The organism is Bacillus sp. FSL R9-9530 (assembly GCF_038008145.1).
Classification (GTDB): Bacteria; Bacillota; Bacilli; order Bacillales; family Bacillaceae_G; genus Bacillus_A; species Bacillus_A mycoides.
The window spans coordinates 4416038-4433589 of sequence record NZ_JBBOYO010000001.1 but is presented as its reverse complement, the minus strand read 5'-3'; the positions used below and the strand labels follow the sequence as shown (position 1 = coordinate 4433589).

Annotated in this window: 16 protein-coding genes and 1 other annotated feature; of the genes, 3 read left to right on the top strand and 13 right to left on the bottom strand. The window is 37.2% G+C overall.

The genetic code is table 11. The features are described from left to right. Positions 1-47: 47 nt before the first annotated feature. The 3 genes from MKX66_RS22215 to MKX66_RS22205 form a co-directional block, all read right to left on the bottom strand. Positions 48-1832, bottom strand: coding sequence for an acyl-CoA dehydrogenase family protein (locus MKX66_RS22215; protein WP_002089410.1), 1785 nt, complete (start codon positions 1830-1832; stop codon positions 48-50). A gap of 143 nt (positions 1833-1975) precedes the next feature. Then, positions 1976-3148: an acetyl-CoA C-acetyltransferase gene (locus MKX66_RS22210; RefSeq protein WP_001206332.1), complete on the bottom strand. Its 1173-nt coding sequence runs from the start codon at positions 3146-3148 to the stop codon at positions 1976-1978. Between the two features lie 21 nt (positions 3149-3169). Continuing rightward, complete coding sequence (locus MKX66_RS22205; protein ID WP_063218092.1) at positions 3170-5551, bottom strand: 3-hydroxyacyl-CoA dehydrogenase/enoyl-CoA hydratase family protein; 2382 nt, start codon at positions 5549-5551, stop codon at positions 3170-3172. A 237-nt stretch (positions 5552-5788) separates the two neighbouring features. On the opposite strand from MKX66_RS22205, the gene MKX66_RS22200 reads away from it, so the two are divergent. Then, the gene (locus MKX66_RS22200; protein WP_002034611.1) at positions 5789-5935 is read left to right on the top strand and encodes a YuzL family protein; all 147 of its coding nucleotides are present in this window, start codon (positions 5789-5791) and stop codon (positions 5933-5935) included. A gap of 97 nt (positions 5936-6032) precedes the next feature. After that, positions 6033-6872: a D-alanyl-D-alanine carboxypeptidase family protein gene (locus MKX66_RS22195; RefSeq protein WP_341087147.1), complete on the top strand. Its 840-nt coding sequence runs from the start codon at positions 6033-6035 to the stop codon at positions 6870-6872. A gap of 22 nt (positions 6873-6894) precedes the next feature. Here MKX66_RS22195 and MKX66_RS22190 read toward each other — a convergent pair whose 3' ends face one another. The 4 genes from MKX66_RS22190 to MKX66_RS22175 all read right to left on the bottom strand — a co-directional run bounded on the left by MKX66_RS22190 (position 6895) and on the right by MKX66_RS22175 (position 10797). Further along, positions 6895-7812, bottom strand: coding sequence for a proline dehydrogenase family protein (locus MKX66_RS22190; RefSeq protein ID WP_002034609.1), 918 nt, complete (start codon positions 7810-7812; stop codon positions 6895-6897). Positions 7813-8122: 310 nt separating this feature from the next. Beyond that, complete coding sequence (locus MKX66_RS22185; protein ID WP_001290599.1) at positions 8123-8368, bottom strand: YusU family protein; 246 nt, start codon at positions 8366-8368, stop codon at positions 8123-8125. A 48-nt stretch (positions 8369-8416) separates the two neighbouring features. After that, complete coding sequence (locus tag MKX66_RS22180; protein WP_001018862.1) at positions 8417-8719, bottom strand: MTH1187 family thiamine-binding protein; 303 nt, start codon at positions 8717-8719, stop codon at positions 8417-8419. Positions 8720-8796: 77 nt separating this feature from the next. Next, positions 8797-10797 carry a methyl-accepting chemotaxis protein gene (locus MKX66_RS22175; protein WP_341087145.1) on the bottom strand — a complete coding sequence of 667 codons (2001 nt, stop codon included), beginning with the start codon at positions 10795-10797 and terminating at the stop codon, positions 8797-8799. Positions 10798-11005: 208 nt separating this feature from the next. Here MKX66_RS22175 and MKX66_RS22170 point away from each other — a divergent pair, with 208 nt between their 5' ends. Next, complete coding sequence (locus MKX66_RS22170; protein ID WP_002143655.1) at positions 11006-11764, top strand: TrmB family transcriptional regulator; 759 nt, start codon at positions 11006-11008, stop codon at positions 11762-11764. Between the two features lie 181 nt (positions 11765-11945). On the opposite strand, the gene MKX66_RS22165 is transcribed toward MKX66_RS22170, so the two are convergent. The 6 genes from MKX66_RS22165 to MKX66_RS22140 form a co-directional block, all read right to left on the bottom strand. Beyond that, positions 11946-12119: a hypothetical protein gene (locus MKX66_RS22165; RefSeq protein ID WP_002034605.1), complete on the bottom strand. Its 174-nt coding sequence runs from the start codon at positions 12117-12119 to the stop codon at positions 11946-11948. 77 nt (positions 12120-12196) lie between these two features. Then, positions 12197-13492, bottom strand: a complete 1296-nt coding sequence (locus MKX66_RS22160; RefSeq protein WP_341087143.1) for an MFS transporter — start codon at positions 13490-13492, stop codon at positions 12197-12199. Then, positions 13492-14805 (bottom strand): APC family permease, encoded by a 1314-nt coding sequence (locus MKX66_RS22155; RefSeq protein WP_002143658.1) that lies wholly within the window; start codon positions 14803-14805, stop codon positions 13492-13494. Before MKX66_RS22155 ends, MKX66_RS22160 begins: the two co-directional genes overlap by 1 nt. Before the next feature lie 65 nt (positions 14806-14870). After that, positions 14871-15107: a binding site (T-box leader), on the bottom strand. 289 nt (positions 15108-15396) lie between these two features. Continuing rightward, the gene (locus MKX66_RS22150) at positions 15397-16215 is read right to left on the bottom strand and encodes a hypothetical protein (protein WP_215590355.1); all 819 of its coding nucleotides are present in this window, start codon (positions 16213-16215) and stop codon (positions 15397-15399) included. 129 nt (positions 16216-16344) lie between these two features. Beyond that, positions 16345-17127: a membrane protein insertase YidC gene (yidC, locus tag MKX66_RS22145; RefSeq protein WP_002015966.1), complete on the bottom strand. Its 783-nt coding sequence runs from the start codon at positions 17125-17127 to the stop codon at positions 16345-16347. Positions 17128-17155: 28 nt separating this feature from the next. Next, positions 17156-17440, bottom strand: a complete 285-nt coding sequence (locus MKX66_RS22140; RefSeq protein ID WP_002015967.1) for a hypothetical protein — start codon at positions 17438-17440, stop codon at positions 17156-17158. Positions 17441-17552 lie beyond the last annotated feature (112 nt).

The following is a 17552-nucleotide window of genomic DNA, read 5'->3' as shown; positions in this document are numbered from 1 at the left end:
AAAAAAAGAAAAGTAGCCGTTTATACGACTACTTTTCTTTACAGCTATTAAACTGTGTAACGCTCATCTTCTAAAATTTTCGCAGCAATTTCACGCTTCTTCGGAATTACGTTAAGTGGTGTGTGGCGAGTTAATTTACGTAATGATGATAACATCATGCGCAGCATGTCGCCATTTTCAACTGCGATAAGTGTTTCTTTCGCATCTGCTTCGATTTCGTTGAATGCTTCTTGGCAGAATACTTCAGTGTATAACACTTTTTGTTTATTCTTTTCAAGACCAGTTGTTTTAATTGCTTTTTCTGTACGAAGAAGAGCTGATTCCATTGCGTAAAGATTGCTTACGATGTCAGCGATATTCACAAGAATTTCTTGCTCCTTATCTAATGCTTTACCGTATTTTTGAGCAGCTAATCCAGCTACCATTAAGCCGATTTTCTTCGCGTTCTTTACTAAATATTTTTGAAGTGCTAATGGCTCATCGCCTACTTCTTCTGGCATCATCATCATTAACTCTTCTTGTAATTTTTGTGCTTTTTGTAGTAATGGTAATTCACCTTTCATCGCTTTACGTAAGAACGTACCTGGTACGATTAGGCGGTTAATTTCGTTCGTGCCTTCGAAAATACGGTTAATACGAGAATCGCGGTACATTCTTTCAATCTCGTACTCTGCCATAAATCCGTAACCACCGTGAATTTGAACACCTTCATCTACTGTATAATCTAACACTTCAGAACCGAATACTTTATTTAAAGAGCACTCGATTGCATATTCAGCGATAGAAGCTGCTACTGCTTTACCGTCTTTTACTTCTTCTTCAGATAATGTGCTCATGCGGCTTTCGAATAAACCTACTGTACGATATACAGAGCTTTCAGCTGCATATGTTTTCGCTGCCATATTCGCAAGTTTCTCTTGAATTAATGGGAAGCGAGCGATTGGTTGTTTGAATTGTTGACGTTGATTTGCATATTGTGCTGAAATTTCTACTGCACGTTTCGCAGATCCAACTGTACCAACACCTAATTTATAACGACCGATATTTAAAATGTTGAACGCAATAATATGGCCTTTACCGATTTCACCAAGTAGGTTTTCTTTCGGTACTAACGCATCTTCTAAAATTAACGTACGAGTTGAAGAACATTTAATACCCATTTTCTTCTCTTCAGGGCTTGTAGATACACCAGCGTAGTCTTTCTCTACGATAAATGCTGAGAAGTGCTCTCCATCTATTTTTGCGTATACGATAAATACGTCAGCAAATGCAGAGTTTGTAATCCATTGTTTTTCACCATTTAATACGTAATGCGTACCTTCTGCATTTAAACGTGCAGTTGTTTTTGCACCTAATGCGTCAGATCCTGAACCTGGCTCAGTTAATGCGTATGCCGCTAATTTTTCACCAGTTGCAAGTAGTGGTAAATATTTTTTCTTTTGCTCTTCGTTACCGAATAATACGATTGGTAAAGATCCGATACCAACGTGAGCACCGTGAGTGATTGCAAAACCACCAGCGCGCGAGAATTTCTCTGCGATTAACGCTGAGCTTACTTTATCAAGACCAATTCCGCCGTACTCTTCTGGTACGTCAGCGCCTAGTAAACCAAGTTCACCAGCTTCTTTTAAAAGACGCACAGAACGATCAAATTCGTGTTGCTCTAAATATTCAAGCTCTGGAAGAACTTCATTTACGATAAAGTCCTCTGTCGTTTTTGCAATCATTTTATGCTCAGATGAAAAATCTTCTGGCGTAAACACTTGATCAATTGTAATTTCCTCTACTAAAAAGCTACCGCCCTTAACCGCATTTCCTACTGTTTTTTCCATGAAAATTTCCTCCTTCATATTTTCATAAGCCGCTTCTCTCATTTTGAAAGAAGCTGGCTCTCAATTTTATTTTTTATAAACCTTTGTTGCTTCCATTCTTTTCTTTAGCGCCCTCACATTCTGAGCGAGCCGCTTCCACTTTTTTATAGTAATTCAAACACTCCCGCTGCTCCCATTCCGCCGCCGATACACATTGTTACGATACCGAATTGTTGGTTGCGACGTTTCATTTCGTGAATAAGAGATAGTGTTAGTTTTGCTCCTGTACAGCCAAGTGGATGTCCAAGTGCGATTGCACCGCCGTTTACGTTTACTTTTTCTTCATCTAGACCAAGTTCACGAATAACTTGGATAGATTGAGAAGCGAATGCTTCATTTAGTTCAAATAGACCGATATCAGATAGCTCTAAACCAGCTAATTTTAACGCTTTCGGAATTGCAGCAATTGGGCCGATTCCCATTACTTCTGGTGGTACTCCAGCTACTGCGAATGAACGGAATTTTGCAAGTGGCTTCATGCCATCGCTCACTGCTTTTTCACGATCCATTAATAGTACAGATGCTGCACCGTCACTCATTTGTGAAGAGTTACCAGCCGTTACAGAACCGCGAACGTTAAATGCTGGACGTAATTTACCTAAAATGTCTAGCGTCGTCTCTGCTCTTACACCTTCGTCTTGTGCGAAAATGATTGTTTCTTCTTGCAGTTTGTTGTTTGATCCAACCGAGCGTAACGTCACATCTACAGATACTGTTTCATCCGCAAAGTTCCCTGCAGCTAATGCTTTCGCAGCACGTTGATGACTTCTTACTGCAAATGCATCTTGTTCTTCACGAGAAATTCCATATTTCACAGCAACTTGCTCTGCTGTATGCCCCATACCCATATAATATTCTGGTGCTGCTTCTACAAGGCGACTATTCGGACGAACAACGTGTCCCATCATTGGAACTAAACTCATTGATTCCGCTCCTCCTGATAATACAGCTTCAGAGTGACCAAGCATAATGCGCTCTGCTCCGTAAGCGATACTTTGTAAACCTGAAGAACAGTAACGGTTAATTGTAATAGCTGGAACATCGTAAGAAAGTCCTGCTAATCCACCGATATTACGAGCCATATTTAAACCTTGCTCTGCTTCTGGCATCGCACAACCGAAAATTAAATCATCAATTGGTCCTTCATAATTCGCACGCTTTAACGTTTCTTTTACTACTAACGCCCCTAGATCGTCAGGACGAACTGTTTTTAATGAACCCCTCTTTGCTTTTCCAATTGGTGTTCTTGCTCCCGCAACAATGACAGCTTCTCTCATGAACGATATCTCCCCTCGTTATTAGTTACGTAATGGTTTTCCTTTTACAAGCATGTGCTGCATTCTTGCTTGTGATTTCATCTCACTTACTAAGCTAATAAATGCTTCACGTTCTACATCTAATAAATACTGCTCATCAACTTCTGTTCCGTACGGCACTTTTCCGCCCGCAATGACATATGCCAGTTTCTTCGCAATGTGCAGATCATGTTCAGAAATGTAACCTGATAAATGCATTGCCTCTGCACCAAGTACAAGCGCTGCATATCCTGTCTCACCAACAACTGGTATCTTTTTGCGGATAGGTGCTTTATAACCTGCTTCATATAAAGAAAGTGCTTTTTGTTTCGCATCATATAGTAAGTGATCACCATTCACACTAATACCGTCTTTATCGCCTAAGAAGTTGTTCGATACAGCTTCTTGTGCTGATGTAGAAACTTTCGCCATCGCTACAGATTCGAATACTTTATTCGCAACTTTTTGTAAGTCGAATTCTACACCGTTTGCCATTTTGTTTAAGTGTTTAATGTATAACTCTTTGTTACCGCCTCCGCCAGGGATTAAGCCAACACCTACTTCTACTAAGCCCATATAAGTCTCACTAGAAGCTTGAATGCTCGCTGCTGGTAAACAAACTTCTGTACCGCCGCCAAGCGTCATACCATATGGCGCCGCTACAACTGGCTTAGAAGAGTACTTAATTTTCGTCATTGCATCTTGGAAGTTTTTCACAACCCACTCAATTTCAAAGTAGTTGTCGTCTTGTGCTTCCATTAAGATCATTGCAAGGTTCGCACCAACGCAGAAGTTCTTCGATTGGTTTCCGATAACAAGACCTTTATAATTTTTCTCTACTTCATCAACAGCGTAGTTAATCATTTGCGTAATATCCATACCGATTGCATTGCTCTTCGAATGGAATTCTAAGCAAAGGATACCATCGCCTAAATCGATTAAGCTCGCTCCGCTATTTTTCTTTAATACGCCATTTTTCGCTTTTAATTGTTTAAGAGAAATTGCCTTTTTATTACGTTCGATTAGCTTATATTCGCCATTATCGTAATAGTAGCTATCTCCGTTATCGTGTTTGTAGAAAGTAGTGAAACCTTTCTCTACCATTTCTTTCACCCAAGTCGGAACAACTACGCCGTTTTCTTCCATCTTTTGAACGGACTTTTCAACGCCGATTGCATCCCAAACTTCAAATGGCCCTTGCTCCCAGCCGAAGCCCCACTTCATCGCTTGGTCAATTGCAACGATATCGTCAGCAATTTCTTTATGAAGTTTTGCAGAGTATAAAAGAGTTGGTGTGATGATGTTCCATAACAACTCTCCTGCGCGGTCTTTCGCGTATACAAGCGCTTTCAATTTATTCGATAAACCTTTTTCTTGTTTACTTAACTCGATAGATGCAGCTTTTAATTTCTTGCGAGCTTCGTATTCCATCGTTTCAGGATTTAGTTCTAAAATTTCTTTTCCTTGTTTTAAGAAGAAGCCTTGACCTGTTTTGCTTCCAAGCCATTTTTTATCAAGCATGTCATGCATGAAAGCAGGTACTTTAAATACATCACGCTCTTCTTCTTGTACATTTTCATATACGTTATTTGCAACGTGTACAAATGTATCTAAACCAACAACATCTAATGTACGGAACGTTGCGCTCTTCGGACGACCAATTAATGGACCTGTTACAGAGTCAACTTCTCCAATGCTATAGCCACGCTTAATCATTTCTTGAAGCGTTACAAGCAAGCCATACGTACCGATGCGGTTTCCAATAAAGTTTGGTGTGTCTTTTGCGATAACAACGCCTTTTCCAAGAACGTCTTCGCCAAATAGTTTCATGAAGCTTAATACTTGTGGATCAGTTTCTTTCGTCGGTATTACCTCTAGAAGTTTTAAATATCGTGGTGGGTTAAAAAAGTGTGTTCCTAAGAAGTGTTTCTGGAAGTCATCTGAACGACCCTCTGCCATTTTTTCAACGGAAATGCCTGATGTATTTGAGCTCACAATTGAGCCTGGTTTACGAACAGCATCTACTTTTTCAAATAGTTTCTTCTTTATATCTAAGTTTTCAACTACTACTTCAATAATCCAATCTACATCACCTAGACGCTCAAGATCATCTTCTAAGTTACCTGCTTCAATCAGTGCTAAATTTCCTTTCACTGTCAGAGGAGCTGGTTTTTGCTTTAATAGTTTTTGCACAGCCGTATTACTAAAACGATTTCTCACACTTTTATGTTCTAATGTAAGTCCCTTCGCCTCTTCTTCTTTCGTAAGCGCAGGTGGTACAATATCAAGCAATAATGTCGGAATACCAATATTAGCTAAGTGTGCCGCAATCCCTGAACCCATTACGCCTGAACCTAGAACAGCAGCCTTTTTAATTTGGAACATCCATTTCTCCCCCTATTCTTGAATGAATGCTCATTCAATTTTTCGACATAAGTCGCAATCAATGAGTGAGCCTCTACTAATAAATATATGATACAGTTTGAATTTTCGCAATATATTTATTGATAAAATTTTCTGAAATAAATATATTTCTTTCATTTGGCTATGCTATACATGTGTATTTTCTTCATCAAAATGCACTTTTCCTTTTTATAATCTGACGAAACTGGAGGAATATATATGGCAAAACTTAAGAAGAACCCTTCAAAAGCTGGAATTAGCGCAGCAAGTGTAACTGGAAATGCAGGTCCGCATAATCACGGTGTTGAAAAAGGGCGTCAAAGTAATAACCAACAATATAAGAAGCATAATATGGGCGAAAAATAACGGTATATTTTTGGGCAGAGAACGTGGCATAATGATTAATGGCTGCTTTTTCTGCCCAATTTATTTGTACATATGGAAAACAAAAGAGGGAACGACGATGAAACGAACAATAATTATGATTGTAATGATTGCCACACTATTTACAGGGATGATTTTCTTCTCTTATGCACAAAGGCAACAAGTTGTAAGAGCAGATCAGCCTAACATTACTGGGCAATACGGGATTACAATCGATGCAGACACAGGTGAAATTTTGTATGGAAAACGGGAAGATGAACGCTCTTATCCGGCTAGTATAGGGAAAATGATGACTACCTTACTCTTACTAGAAAATGTGAAAGAAGATGAAGAAATTACGGTTACAGAGAATGCGATTAAAACGGAAAGTCAAAGTAAGAAGATTAAGCTTCGCGCGGGTGAAAAATTAAAACGTGATGAGGCATTAAAACTTATGCTTATTATTAGTGCAGACCCAATCGCTGAGTCAATCGCAGAACATATCGCAGGATCAAAAAATGAGTTTGTGAAAATGATGAACACTAGGGCGAAGGAACTTGGGACAAAACATGCGACTTTCAAAAACGCAAGCGGTGCTGATGCACTTGGAAATAAAGTATCACCATATGACATTGCTATTATTACGAAAAAAGCCTTGAAGTATCCGATCGTTTTAGAATATATGAATTCAATACATACAACACTACATACTTCAGAGCGATCTCCAAAAATCGCAAACTATGGACGAGAAGAACTATATGACGATCCATATGCGATTGGAAGTAAAAGCGGTTTATCAGCACTCGGAAAATACACAGTCGTAACAGTTGATGAAAAAGACGGTAAACGCGTCATTAACGTCGTGTTATCTTCTACTCGTACGCAGCTATATCCTGATACGAAGAAAATGGCGCACTACGCATTTCAGCAATTAAAATAACCAAGGAGTATTTTCTCCTTGGTTATTTTTTGATCATACCTTTTAATACGAACGCAACGTTTGCTGGACGTTCTGCTAGACGGCGCATGAAATAGCCATACCAGTCGTTTCCATAAGGCACGTAAACGCGCATTTTGTAACCTTCTTTTACTAGCTCAAGTTGACGCTCTGTACGAATACCAAATAACATTTGGAATTCAAATTGATCCCTTGGAATGTTGTGTTCTTCCGCAAGTTTTTTCGTATATTCAATAATCGCTTCGTCATGTGAAGCAATTGCAGTGTAATTTCCATTTAATAAGTGCATTTTAATAATTTTTTTATAATTGTCATCTACATCTTTCTTATCCGGGAACGCTACCTCTTCAGGTTCTTTATAAGCTCCTTTTACAAGACGTAAATTAGGACTATAAGCATTTAATTCTTCCATATCTTTTTCTGTACGATATAAGTAAGCTTGAATAACTGTACCAATATTATCGTATTCAGATTTTAATTGTTTAAAGATATCAATTGTTTTTCCGCAGCGCGTATAGTCTTCCATATCAATTGTAATAAACACACCGTTTTCTTTTCCAGCTTCTAAAATACGGCGCATATTGTTCATTACGATTTCATCAGAGATATCTAATCCCATAGAAGTCATCTTTAAAGAAAGCTGCGAATTAAGACCTTCTCTTCCAATTGCACGAATCGCTTCAATCGATTCGCTAGCCATTTCATTTGCTTCCGCTTCGTTATCAACGAATTCACCTAAATAATCGATCGTTACACAAAGACCTTGCTTATTTAATGCTTTAATTGCAGCTGTCGCTAATTCAATCGTTTCCCCTGCGACGAAGCGACCTGCACCAAAGCGTAAACCGTACTTTTTAGCCAGTTTTGTTAGCGCTTTATTTTTAGATAAGAAAAGAAACGAATTTCGCATTAATTGTTCCATGTAATTCACCCCTACGACTATAATTTATCTGTTTTTTACCCCTCTTCGAAATTATATCACTGTTTAAAATTATTTGATACAAATAATTATTTAGATAATTTATAAAATACTATCAAAACATTTAAAACTCTATATTCTCGTTTGTAAATATGAAGAAACTATTTTTCGACATTCAGAAAAAACGGGTTTACTAGGGAAAAAATGAGCATGCCGAAAATATTCGACATGCTCACAAAACCATTTATATTTCCTGTAAATTATATAAGGATATTAATAACAAAAACTTGAGGTAACATTATCTCAAGCCTTCTTACTTCTCATTTCGCTTCTCATCATTCAGCTTTTTAATATTCGTAATTAACTGTACCATCTCTTCTTTTGCATCTGGATACGTCTCATTCCAATGTTTCACTAAAGCTGGCATCGTCTTAGCCATATAAGAATAAAGTGCCCATTTCTGTACCTGCTCTTTTCGCTCTTCGTTGCTCTCTCCAAGTAATAGTTCCGTGTATTTCTCTAGCAAGCCATCAAACTGCTCATTAAACTTTTCACTCATCTTATTTTCCTCCTATATGAAAAAAGCAGCGAAGATCGCTGCTTTTTCTTATAATTTTGATCGAACAGAGTTTAATTTCTTCTCCATCGTACTTACTTTATCACGGCGATCATCGATACGAATTGTTGTCGCAACGCGCTGTGCACCTTTCGTGTATGGAACTTCATGCATTTGTTGAATGACTTCTAAAATGACAGGAAGATCTCCTTCAATTACTGTATTCATCGGTGTTAATTGATACTTCACGCGATCAGCATTTTTCTCTAGTACCTTTTGTACTTCTGCTACATATTCACTAACACTTGGATTACCTGTTCCTACTGGAATAATCGATACATCAACAATTGCCATAATAATCTTCCTCCTATTACTGCTTCTTATATATCCATTGTCTATTTTACCGAAATTCTCATCATTTTACTAATACGTTACTCTTCTACTTTAAACTGCTCAACCAATCTTTCTAAGTCCTGCATATTCTCTGTCAAACTTTCCATCGTATGAGCTACTTTTTCTAAATGATTCACTTGTGACTCAGTTGCTGCATTTACCTCTTCAGAAACAGCCGCACTCTCTTGACTCGTGCTACCAATTGTTTGCATAACTTCTGTAATTTCTTCTTGCTCGTGACCTATGTTATTTACCTCTTCTACAATTTTTTCAACTGAGGCACTAATAGTATTTACAACTGACATAATTGTGCGGAATTCTGTCTCCGCCTCTGTCGTAACTCTATTTTGTATATCCGCAATGTCTTTCAATTTACTTACAACTTCTACAACTCGCTTTACTTCTAACTGCACATCGCTAATCATTATTGTAATCTCACCCGTTGCCTCTTTTGATTGTTCAGCTAATTTCCGAACCTCTTCCGCAACAACAGCAAAGCCCTTACCTTGCTCACCTGCACGTGCTGCTTCAATTGAAGCGTTTAAAGCCAGTAAATTCGTTTGATCCGAAAGACCTTTTATAAGTTCTACCACATTTTGAATCGATCCAACCCTTTGCTCTAACTTACCGGACGCTTCTTCCGTATGAACAACGATAGAAGATGATTGTTCTCTTGTACGAACTAAATTTCGCATCGTATTTAATCCTTGCTTAGATGCCTCTTCAGCTTTGCCAGCCACTCCTTTTATTTCACCAACGGAGTTATTCATTTGTTCCACTGACTGCGCCATATTCTCGAGCTGTTCTGAAACTTCATCTACACTATTAGCAAGAGTAGACGCGCCTCCGCTCACATCATCCATTGCACCTGAAACTTCTCTACTAGCTGCTACAGTTTCATTCGTTAAATAATGCAGATTGTGAGTCGATTTCTGTACTGTCGATACACTATTTTTAATTTTACTTACCATTTCATTCATTTGCTCAACCATATCATTAAAGTGAGTCGTAAGCATACCAACCTCATCTTTACTTGTCACCTTCATTTGTAGTGTTAAATCACCTTCCGCTACTTTTTGAACGTGATTTGTTAATAGTTGTAATGGTCTTGCTAATCTTCTTGAGAATAAATATGATGCTACTATTCCAACTAATAAACTAATACACGCCATTATAATAACTGTATTTCTCGTACTACTTAACAATCCATCAATCGTTTGTTTCGGATAAAAGATTCCTATCTTCCATTTCATCGCATCAAATGACTGACTATAAACAACTACATCTTCACCTTTTAATGTAGTGACAGCATATTTTGTTACCTCTTTATTTAAACTCTTCATAAGTGGCTCTTTAGAAACATCTTTCCCTACTTTTTCTGGATAAACAAGAGCCATATTTTTATCATTTATAATAAACATTTCTCCGTCATTATTGTATTGAATATTGTGAAGCAATTTCTGAATTGTTCCGAGCGATACATCCATCGCAACAACGCCTAATACAGATCCATCTTGAGCTGTAATTGCTTTAGAAACCCCTACACTTAACTTTCCTGTCGCAATTTCATAAGAAGGTTGTCCCCAATGAACCCTTTTCACATCAGCCTCTGAATCTTTATACCACGTTCTTGTCGTTGGATCATATCCTTCTGGCACTTGCCCACCTTCAGCAAGATTGGCACTTAATGTTTTTTTATCTTTCGTACCAATATATAAATCTAAAATACCGGGATGATTCTTTTTATACTCTGCAAACTCTTTCGTTAAAAACGCTTCCTCTTCTGGAGTAACCCCATCTTGAATCATATTACGAATCATCTCACTGTTCGCGTAATACCCCATATCTTCATCAGTTCTTTGAACAAATGTCGTAAGTTGCTCTGTCACAAGGTCCATCGTATTTTGAGAATACTGGTCTAAGGAACGCACTTCCTTTTCTTTCTGTAATTGATACATAGCTGTACCTAATATTACGAACATCATAGAAATAAGTACCGAAAATACTACTGCAATTTTTAAACGTAAACTTCTCAACATATTCCCTCAAGCATCCCCTTCTCGGTAAAATTCAATCATACTAATCGCTATATTAAGTATAATGGATAAATCAGAAAGCTCAATCTATATAGTTTAAAAACTTGAAATTTATTCTCATTTCAATCAACTTACTTGTTATCTCAACACTTGTGTAAAAACAAATAGTTCATTATCCTTAACATATAATCTCATTCGTTCGGAGGGAACTATGCTACAAAAATTCGGTTTCTCACAATATGAAAGCCAAGCTTATGAAGTTGTCGTATCAAGCAATGACCCATTAGATGCAACAACTATCGTTAAACATTCAGGTGTTCCAAAAGCAAAAATATACGAAGTGTTAGCACGACTCATTGACAAAGGGATGGTAATGGATTCTGTTTCTGAAAAGAAAAAATTGTATACAGCATTACCACTCAAGCTAGCAATTGAAAAGTTAACGACAGAATTCCAATCTAATATTAAAGAACTTGAAAATAATATTTCTAAAAAATCATTTACAGATGACCGCGTTTGGAGTTTAAAAATGCAGTCTTCTATTAAAGTACAAAGTAGGCAACTTGTAGAAGATGCGAAAGAATCCATACGCATCTCCGCATGGAACGATACCCTTTTAGAATATCTTCCTTTACTAGAACAAAAAGCAAAACAAGGCGTCCAAGTCGAGTCCCTCATAGTTGGAAAAGTGGAAACTGACTTAGAAAACATGCATTTTTTAATCCCAGCTCAAGAACCTAACGCATTAGAGCGTTATTTACTACTCATCGTTGACGATAGTGAAATTTTATTTGCTGGTGTAGAGCAAGAATCATGGCAAGCGATGAAAACAATGTCACAACCTTTCGTGAAGTTCTTTACGGAGTTCTTCTATCATGACGTTGCACTTGCGAAGATTACAGAGAAGCACCATGATCTCTTTATGCAGGATGAGGAAATTAAGGAATTGTTGATGAAGTTGAGGTATTAACAAATCCCAAAATCGATTCTACCATTTGAATAGATAATATAATTTTTTATACAAAAAAAGCTGTACCAAACGGAGTTTTACATACTCATTTGGTACAGCTCTTTTTTTACGCTTTCGCTAATTTAATTTTATGTAGTTGGTTTTTCGGATGGTTTTGATTTGTAAATACAGAGCGTTCATTTTACGATTTTTTTTGCTCCTTTATCTCCATCAAAAGCTCAATAATCTTCTCATTTTGCTCTACTTGTTTCTCAGAATTTTGATAGATGAAACGAATCCATCTAAATACAAAAATAATAAGAAATAATGGGACTAAAGAAATTAGAAAACCAATAATTGAAAAATTAGACTCCATATACTATCACCTCGCTATATACTCCCTTCTCCATTTCTCTACTAACCCCTGCAATTTTTCACACAAAAAAGAACCTATCAAATGATAGATTCTTCTTTCGCAAGCTGATTCGAGCGTCCTCTCGTAATAGAGAAAACCGCACAAAGCAGTGCCAATATAATGAAAACGCCGCCTACCCAAGCGTTATATATAACAGATGATTTCTCAATAACAACTCCGCCCACTGTTGAGCCAAGTGCAATTCCTAAATGAAGTGCAGAGTTATTTAAACCTTGCTGAATACCAGCTGATTCTGGCGCAATTTCAATTAAATAGTTTTGCTGTGCTGGCGAAATTGCCCAGCTCAGCATACTCCAAAGCCCCATCATAATAATGAAAAGCGGGAATGAGAATGTCATCATCGGCAACATAAAGATTGCACATGCAAATACGATAATGATGGAAATAATACTTTTCTTCGATCCCCATTTATCAGCAAGCCAGCCACCAAGGCCACCTCCAAGTACCGCTGCAATTCCGAAAATGAAGTAAAACACACTAATCCAATTTGCTTCAACATGCATCACATCTTTTAAAAATGGTGTTAAATATGCGTATAGCGTTAAATGACCTGTTAAAAATAAAAATGATGTTAACTGTGCGCTTACAATTTTTTTATCCTTTAACGTAGCAATTTGTTCTCTTATTGATAATACCGATGTCGCTGGTACTTTCGTTAAGAATAATGAAATACAAGCAATCGCTATAACCGTTAATATTGAAATTAATACAAATGGTGCACGCCATCCATATGCATTTCCGAGCACAAGACCGAGCGGTACTCCAAGTACGAGTGATCCACTAATACCCATAAAAATGATTCCAATTGCACGCGCACGAAAATGTGGCTCTACTACACTAGAAGCAAGTGTAACCGATAGTGCAATAATAAGCGATCCACTCGCTGCACAAATTACTCTCGAGAACATTAACATCCCGTAATTCACACTAAATGCCGAAATGATATTTCCAATTAAGAAAATTGATAATGCCACAACATACAATTTCTTTCTTTCAAACTTGCCTGTTAATGCTAATAAAACTGGCCCTGATAGAGCGAATACTACTGAAAATATTGTAATAAGCTGACCAGCTGCACTAATCGACACACCTAAATCATTGGCAACTAAATCAAGCGTTCCTCCTATAATTAGCTCAACCGTTCCGACTACGAAAGCCGCAATAGCTAAAATATATACACGAAAATTCAAGTCTTCCCCCACACTTTCCCTTTTGGTTACTACTATTATAGTAACCAAAAGAGAAAGTGGACGCAAGTACAATTTTTTTACAGCGAAAAAAGCAGGCGTATTATACGCCTGCCCTTCAATCATCAAACTCCAGTTTCTTTCTTCTTATTTAAGTACCAATACACCGGAAGTCCAGTAAATACCATTCCAATTGATAAGAAACAACTTACCGGATCGTTAATAATCGCACTTCCAAGTACAAACAATGACCCTAAAATCGCAACGATTGGTACAATCGGGAATAACGGTACACTATATGCACGCTCTTTATCCTTGTTACGTCTTCGTAAAATGAAGACACCAATAAACGTCATTACGTAGAAAATATAAATAATGAATACGGAAATTTCAGATAGCTTATTCGGATCACTAATAAGCATTAAAATAATTCCTAAAATGATTTCAACAGTAATCGCATTTGCTGGTGTTTTAAATCTCGAATTTTCTTTTGCAATAAACTTAGAAAACGGAAGGTGTCCACGCTCTGCCATCGACATCGGAATACGTGGGAACGTTAAAATTTTTCCATTTAAACAACCGAAAATAGAAATGATAATACCGATACTAATAATTTTCCCGCCATATTCTCCAAGTAACATACCCGCAGCTGTCGCTGTTGCATTTTCTCCAAGGTCTACAATTTTCGCTGCTGGTAATACATTTAATAACGCTAAGTTAATTAACACGTAAGCAGCTGTTACAATTAAAATCCCAACTGTCATTGCCTTCGGTAATAACTTTGTTGGATTCTTCATTTCTCCGCCAATAGAAGCAAGCAAAATCCAGCCATCATAGGCAAATAAAGTTGCTAAAATTGCCATCCCGATACTTTGATTTTCTGATATCGGTACAACTACGTTGAAGATATCACTATTCCCTTTCCAAAACCCTAGCACAACAATTAATATAATTGGAATCATCTTCCCAACTGTCGTAACCGTTTGGACGATGCCCCCATATTTTGTTCCCAAACTATTTATAACGCCTAGGAACACAACTGTTCCAATTGCGATTGGTAAATTCCAGACTTTATCTAAATAGAAAAAATTGATCATTAAAGAACTAAAATACAAACCTAACGTTCCAATAATAGCTGGTCCATAAACAATTGTTTGCATCCAGCCAGATAAATACCCCCAAAAACTTCCGTAAATCTCCTCTAAATACGTATACAACCCACCATTTTTCGGAATTTGCGCTCCAATTTCGGCTACTGTTAAACCACTTGCTAACGTCAACAGACCACCAATTACCCAAGCAAGAATAGCCATATTAGAACTCCCTGAGTAATCTAATACGCTCCCTGGTTTCATAAACACACCAGACCCAATAATAGTTCCTACTACGATAGAAAGTGCTACTGTTAAACCAATTTTGTTTTTCTCATCATGATGCATGCTGCGTATCCTCCTTCCAATTCTAGTGTGATGCAAAAATGAAATAAAAAAACACTCCTCCCTAAAAAAGGGACGAGTGTTGTATTCGTGGTTCCACCCTTGTTTCAATTAGTAAAGTGACACACTTCACCAATTTCTCAAGTCTAAATAACGGTTTTTGCCGGCATGCAATTACTAGATATACGTTCACTGCTGCAGTTCAGAGGTGGTAATCGATTTTCCCGTATTAGGAAGCTCACAGCCAAAGGCCTCCCTCTCTGATAATCGTAAAAAACTGATCATATCCTCATCATCACTTCTTGATGTCGAATTTTGTAGTTGTTTCCCATTATATTGAATTGTTAGAAAAAATCAATATATTTTTTATATAACATAAGAAACATTTCTCTTCTTATATTATAACAGAAGTTACCATTTTTCTCTAATTTGCTCTCTCGTAAACAACGTAAGATGATAAATAAAATTATATAGACTTCCCAGCAAAAAACGACAACGATAGCAATCTAAATAATAAAAGGAGGCTTTTCCAAAGAAAGCCTCCTCGCACACGTACCTTTCGGTTGCCCACACGAAAGATACGGCATAGTTCAATTATTTATCTTCATTTTTCATAAAAAATTTATGATGCGGAAGATCAACATTCAATTCCGCTAATTGTTTCTTTTCATTTTCTAGAATCGCTTTCGCTTTTTCTTTTGTCGCTTCATCTAGATTCGTGAATATATCTTCATGCTTCTCTTTCTCTGGAAGTTTCACGCCTAGTTTTGTTAATTCTTCTTTTGCTTGCTTATGCGTTAACTTCCCGGACTTTTCTTGATCAAAAATTGACTTCACTTTTTCTTTTGTTGCTTCATCTAAGTTTGCAAGCATGTCTTTATGCTTACCTTTCTCCGGCAATTTCACGCCTAGCTTTGTTAATTCCTCTTGCGCTTGTTCACCTGTTAATTTACCGGATTTCTCTTGCTTTAAAATTGACTTCGCTTTTTCTTTCGCCTGATCATCTAATCCTGCAAACATTTCCTTGTGTTTACCCTTCTCCGGCAATTTCACACCTAGTTTTGTTAATTCCTCTTTTGCTTGCTCACGTGTTAATTTTCCAGATTTCTCTTGTTCTAAAATCGACTTCGCTTTTTCTTTCGCCTGATCATCTAGTCCTGCAAACATTTCCTTGTGCTTACCCTTCTCTGGGAATTTCGCACCTAATCCCTCTAACTGTTTCTTTGTATCATCCATAATCGTTTTTACTTTTTGTTTTGTCGCTTCATCTAAATTCTTCTTCGCAGTTCCTTTTGTAACTTGCTCAGCTGCTGGAGTATTAGTTGCCGCAAACGCTGGTATGCCAGCTCCTCCTATAATTCCAAATGATAAAGCACCTGCAATTGCTACATACCCAACTGTTTTCTTCTTCATAGGAAATTTCCTCCTTCATATTTCTAAAGCATGTACACTTTCGTATACAATGCCAATAGTAATGTTGGTTTCTTAAAATTTCCTTAACGATTTAAATAAAAAACACCGCTCATCACGAGCGGCGTTTTTCTAAGCTTTTTGTAATTGTAATTCTTCACGTTCCATTACTTTTCTTAATACAATTGTTTGTGTCATTGTAAATAAGTTACCTGTAATCCAATACAGCACCAGTCCTGATGGCGCCGCAAATCCCATAAATAGAATCATTGCAGGCATCATAATTTGCTGTATTTTCAGCATTTGAACTTGTTCTCCAGGCGTTACATTTGATTGGAACACCTTCATTTGAATAAATGTTGTTAACGCTGCGATAATCGGTAATATATGATATGGATCTGCATGTCCTAGGTTCACCCATAAAAATGAAGATGTACGAATCTCTTCAGTTCGGCTAATCGCATAATACAAAGCAGAGAAAATCGGCATTTGTATAAAGATTGGCCAGCACCCAGCTAACGGATTCCAACCGCCTGATTTCATTAGTTCTGACATTTCTTTTTGATACTGCTTTTGTTTTTCAAGATCTTTACCCACATCACCGTATTTCTGTTTCAGCTTCTGTAATTCAGGTTGCATTTTTTTCATTTTCGCTTGGCTACGATATTGCGAAACAGCTAATGGAATCATTGCTGAACGAATAACGAGCGTCATGATAATGATGGCAATCCCGAAGCTAGCTCCAGGTATATGATGAGCAACAAATTGAATCATAAATGAGATTGGATATACGAAATAATGGTTCCAAATTCCCGTACTATGTGAATCAATTGTACCTGCATTGCTGCAGCCAGATAAAACAAAAACAAGTAATAATGATAAACTAATGAGCCTAGCTCGGTATGATTTTAACATGTTCATTCCTCCAATGTTTCGTAATTAATTATCGAAACATTGGTGTATACGGACCTACCTCGTCACTCTCTCCACTCGATTCTTGTCTGCGGACAGAACGAATCATTCCATATTTATAAAAAATAGAAAATAGCGGTACATTTCTTGTACCCTCTTCACACGTATCTACTAGTTTAAAAGCTCTCTGTCTACCGCTCGATGCTTGCTGACGCACAAAGCGAGAAACGTTAGCAAGAAAAAAGACTTCTAATACACAAAGCGCTGTCGTTACAAACGATATATATAGAATTGCATCCTGCAATAAAAATTCCATCGCTTCACATCCTTAATAAAGTCATTTTAGCATATTCAGCAAACATTCTCTATTTCCTTTTGTTCTCAAAAGTTTTTTTGCATATTTTCTCAAAAAATTATGCTAGAAAACC

Excerpts from the sequence above, each read along its gene's own strand:
- MKX66_RS22210 (WP_001206332.1), bottom strand. The coding sequence starts at position 3,148 with ATGAGAGAAGCTGTCATTGTTGCGGGAGCAAGAACACCAATTGGAAAA.
- MKX66_RS22155 (WP_002143658.1), bottom strand. The coding sequence starts at position 14,805 with ATGCATCATGATGAGAAAAACAAAATTGGTTTAACAGTAGCACTTTCT.
- MKX66_RS22190 (WP_002034609.1), bottom strand. The coding sequence starts at position 7,812 with ATGGAACAATTAATGCGAAATTCGTTTCTTTTCTTATCTAAAAATAAA.
- MKX66_RS22160 (WP_341087143.1), bottom strand. The coding sequence starts at position 13,492 with ATGATTGAAGGGCAGGCGTATAATACGCCTGCTTTTTTCGCTGTAAAA.
- MKX66_RS22205 (WP_063218092.1), bottom strand. The coding sequence starts at position 5,551 with ATGTTCCAAATTAAAAAGGCTGCTGTTCTAGGTTCAGGCGTAATGGGT.
- MKX66_RS22165 (WP_002034605.1), bottom strand. The coding sequence starts at position 12,119 with ATGGAGTCTAATTTTTCAATTATTGGTTTTCTAATTTCTTTAGTCCCA.
- MKX66_RS22195 (WP_341087147.1), top strand. The coding sequence starts at position 6,033 with ATGAAACGAACAATAATTATGATTGTAATGATTGCCACACTATTTACA.
- MKX66_RS22180 (WP_001018862.1), bottom strand. The coding sequence starts at position 8,719 with ATGGCAATTGTTGATGTATCGATTATTCCAGTAGGAACAGGTAATCCA.
- MKX66_RS22175 (WP_341087145.1), bottom strand. The coding sequence starts at position 10,797 with ATGTTGAGAAGTTTACGTTTAAAAATTGCAGTAGTATTTTCGGTACTT.
- MKX66_RS22215 (WP_002089410.1), bottom strand. The coding sequence starts at position 1,832 with ATGGAAAAAACAGTAGGAAATGCGGTTAAGGGCGGTAGCTTTTTAGTA.
- MKX66_RS22170 (WP_002143655.1), top strand. The coding sequence starts at position 11,006 with ATGCTACAAAAATTCGGTTTCTCACAATATGAAAGCCAAGCTTATGAA.
- MKX66_RS22150 (WP_215590355.1), bottom strand. The coding sequence starts at position 16,215 with ATGAAGAAGAAAACAGTTGGGTATGTAGCAATTGCAGGTGCTTTATCA.
- MKX66_RS22185 (WP_001290599.1), bottom strand. The coding sequence starts at position 8,368 with ATGAGTGAAAAGTTTAATGAGCAGTTTGATGGCTTGCTAGAGAAATAC.
- MKX66_RS22140 (WP_002015967.1), bottom strand. The coding sequence starts at position 17,440 with ATGGAATTTTTATTGCAGGATGCAATTCTATATATATCGTTTGTAACG.
- yidC (WP_002015966.1), bottom strand. The coding sequence starts at position 17,127 with ATGTTAAAATCATACCGAGCTAGGCTCATTAGTTTATCATTATTACTT.
- MKX66_RS22200 (WP_002034611.1), top strand. The coding sequence starts at position 5,789 with ATGGCAAAACTTAAGAAGAACCCTTCAAAAGCTGGAATTAGCGCAGCA.